This is a genomic window from Mesorhizobium sp. M2A.F.Ca.ET.037.01.1.1, from assembly GCF_003998075.1.
In the GTDB taxonomy this organism is placed as follows: Bacteria; Pseudomonadota; Alphaproteobacteria; order Rhizobiales; family Rhizobiaceae; genus Mesorhizobium.
This window is the reverse complement of record NZ_RZSA01000900.1, coordinates 1-2,691: the sequence shown is the minus strand read 5'-3', so window position 1 is coordinate 2,691 and position 2,691 is coordinate 1. Positions and strand designations below refer to the sequence as shown.

Annotated in this window: 3 protein-coding genes; 2 read left to right on the top strand and 1 reads right to left on the bottom strand. The window is 67.6% G+C overall.

Annotated features, from left to right (window positions below; translation table 11 throughout):
* Nucleotides 1-251, bottom strand: a 251-nt coding sequence (locus EOA27_RS30990) for a VOC family protein (RefSeq protein ID WP_145970643.1), incomplete at its 3' end; no start/stop codon positions are given.
* Nucleotides 252-373: 122 nt separating this feature from the next.
* Between EOA27_RS30990 and EOA27_RS30985 the strand changes: the two genes are divergently transcribed.
* Nucleotides 374-1,072 carry a YafY family protein gene (locus tag EOA27_RS30985; protein WP_126078112.1) on the top strand — a complete coding sequence of 233 codons (699 nt, stop codon included), beginning with the start codon at nucleotides 374-376 and terminating at the stop codon, nucleotides 1,070-1,072.
* A gap of 323 nt (nucleotides 1,073-1,395) precedes the next feature.
* Nucleotides 1,396-2,691 (top strand): AMP-binding protein (locus EOA27_RS30975; protein ID WP_127258032.1); only part of this gene is annotated, 1,296 nt, incomplete at its 3' end.

The following is a 2,691-nucleotide window of genomic DNA, read 5'->3' as shown; positions in this document are numbered from 1 at the left end:
CGGTATTCCTCATCGACATCGGCCACGCGGAACTCGATGATGGCGGTGCGATTTGCCGCCGGGCTTGCCACGTGGTCGCCGCCGAAGAGCGCAAGCGTGCGCGTGCTGCCGATCGCCAGCGTGCCCGCTTCCGTGACCAGCTCGGCGAAGTCCTCGGTGTAGAGCGTGAGCTTCATGCCCGTGACTGTCTCGTAGAAGGCGACGAGCCGCTTGACGTCGGCGGTGATGATGCGGGTCGAAACGAAATTCATCTGGTCTTCTCCGTCGGCTGGCCGACGAAGAGATCTTCGCGGCTGGGCGCGCCCGTTCAGGAGCCCTGCCCCGGCTTGTGGACCAGGCCTGCTGCCAGCATAGTGGCAACAGGAGACTTGCCTTGCGCCGCGCCGACAGACTGTTCCAGATCATCCAGATCCTGCGGCGCTCGAGCCGGCCGATCACCGCCAGCCGGATCGCCGAGGAGCTCGAGACCTCGCGCCGGTCGGTCTATCGCGACATCGCCGACCTCATCGGACAGCGCGTGCCGATCCGAGGCGAGGCCGGCCTCGGCTATGTGCTCGACCGCGACTACGACATGCCGCCGCTGATGCTGACGCCGGACGAGCTGGAGGCGGCGGTGCTCGGCGCGCAATGGGTGGCCGACAAGGGCGACCCCGTGCTGGCGGGCGCGGCGCGCGACCTGATCGCCAAGATCGCCACCGTCGTGCCCGAGCGGCTGCGCCCCTTCGTCAGCAATCCAACCGTCGGCGCGCCGCTCAGCCGCGCGAGCCTGCCGGACGGGCTGGATATCGCCAAGGCGCGGGCTTCGATCCGCAAGGGCCACAAGATCCGGATCCGCTACCGCAACGAACAGGGCGACGAGAGCGAGCGCGTGATCTGGCCGACCATGATCGGCTACGCCGAGACGGTGCGGCTGCTCGCCGCCTGGTGCGAGCTGCGCCAGAATTTCCGCCATTTCCGCACCGACCGCGTCAGCGCGGCGGAGTTCCTCGACGAGCGCATCGGCTGCCGGCCGGGAGAGCTGCGCAACCGCTGGAAGCGGCATATGGAGGCGCAGGGGCTGCGCTTGCCTTAGCTCGCGGCGTAGGCGGCCATAGAGGGTTTGCATTCCTTCGCGCCCCCCTCTGTCCTGCCGGACATCTCCCCCACTTGGGGGAGATCGGATGTCGCGCCGGGTTTCGCCAATCGCCGATGTAGTAAGGGAGGGCCGGCGCTGAAGCTGCCAATCTCCCCCCTTGTGGGGAGATGTTCGGCAGGACAGAGGGGGCGCCGTGGAGCGCGACCTCACTCGCTTGCCAAGGTCCATCGACTTTCGCCGCAATCGACCAGCGCCCTCTTTTCGGGCAATCTCCCTTGGCGGCGATCATGGGAGATGACCGCCGCCAAGGGAGGATTGCCATGACCGACACGCCGGCGGCGCTGCCGCGCTATGAGGATGCCGTCGAGCGCTTCCGCATCGAGGACGAGATCGCCAGGCTTCACGGCGATCCGGCGACCGGCATCAACGCCTATGTCGAATGCTGCGGCCGCTATACAGGCGAGAACCGGCTGGCGCTGCGCGCGATCTCGGCCGGCGGCGAATTGCGCGAATATTCCTTCGAAGACCTCGCCGACATGTCGGGCCGTGTCGGCACCCTGCTCAAAAGTCTCGGCGTCGGCCCCGGCGATGTCGTGGCCGGCATGCTGCCACGCATTCCCGAGCTTGTAGCGCTGATCCTCGGCACATGGCGGATCGGCGCCGTCTATCAGCCGCTGTTCACCGCCTTCGGACCGAAGGCGATCGAGCATCGCTTGAGCTACAGCAAGGCGAAGCTGGTGGTGACCAACCCCGCCAACCGCGGCAAGCTCGATGAGGTGGAAAACCGCCCGCGCATCGCGACCATTCTCGCCCCCGGCGAGACGCTGCCCGCAGGCGACATCGATTTCCGCGCGGCGCTCGCCGCCGCCTCCCCCGACTGCGAGCCGGTGATGCGCAAGGGCTCGGACCTGTTCATGATGATGTCGACCTCCGGCACCACCGGGCACCCGAAAGGCGTGCCGGTGCCGCTCAGCGCGCTTCTTGCCTTCGGCGCCTATATGCGCGACGCGATCGGGCTTCGCCCCGACGACGTCTTCTGGAACATCGCCGATCCCGGCTGGGCCTACGGGCTCTACTACGCCATCACCGGGCCCTTGCTGCTCGGCATCGCCACCACCTTCTACGAAGGCGCCTTCAACGCCAAATCGACCTACGACATCATCGAGCGGCTGGGCGTCACGAGCCTTGCCGGCTCGCCGACGGCCTACCGCCTGCTGATGGCGGAAGGGCCCGAGGCCGCGGCCCGCGTCAAAGGAAAGCTGCGCGTGGCGAGCAGCGCCGGCGAGCCGCTCAACCCGGAAGTGATCCGCTGGTTCGACGCCCATCTCGCCGCGCCGATCCACGACCATTACGGCCAGACCGAGAACGGCATGATGGTCAACAACCATCACGGGCTCAGGCATCCGGTACGCGCGGGCTCGGCCGGTTTCGCCATGCCGGGCTATCGCATGGTGGTGCTGGACGATGAAGGCAACGAGCTCGGCCCCAACCAGCCGGGCGTGCTTGCCGTCGACATCGCCAACTCGCCGCTGCGCTGGTTCGACGGCTACCACCAGGCGGAAACGCCGGCGATCGCTGGCGGCTATTATCGCACCGGCGACACGGTGGAGTACGAG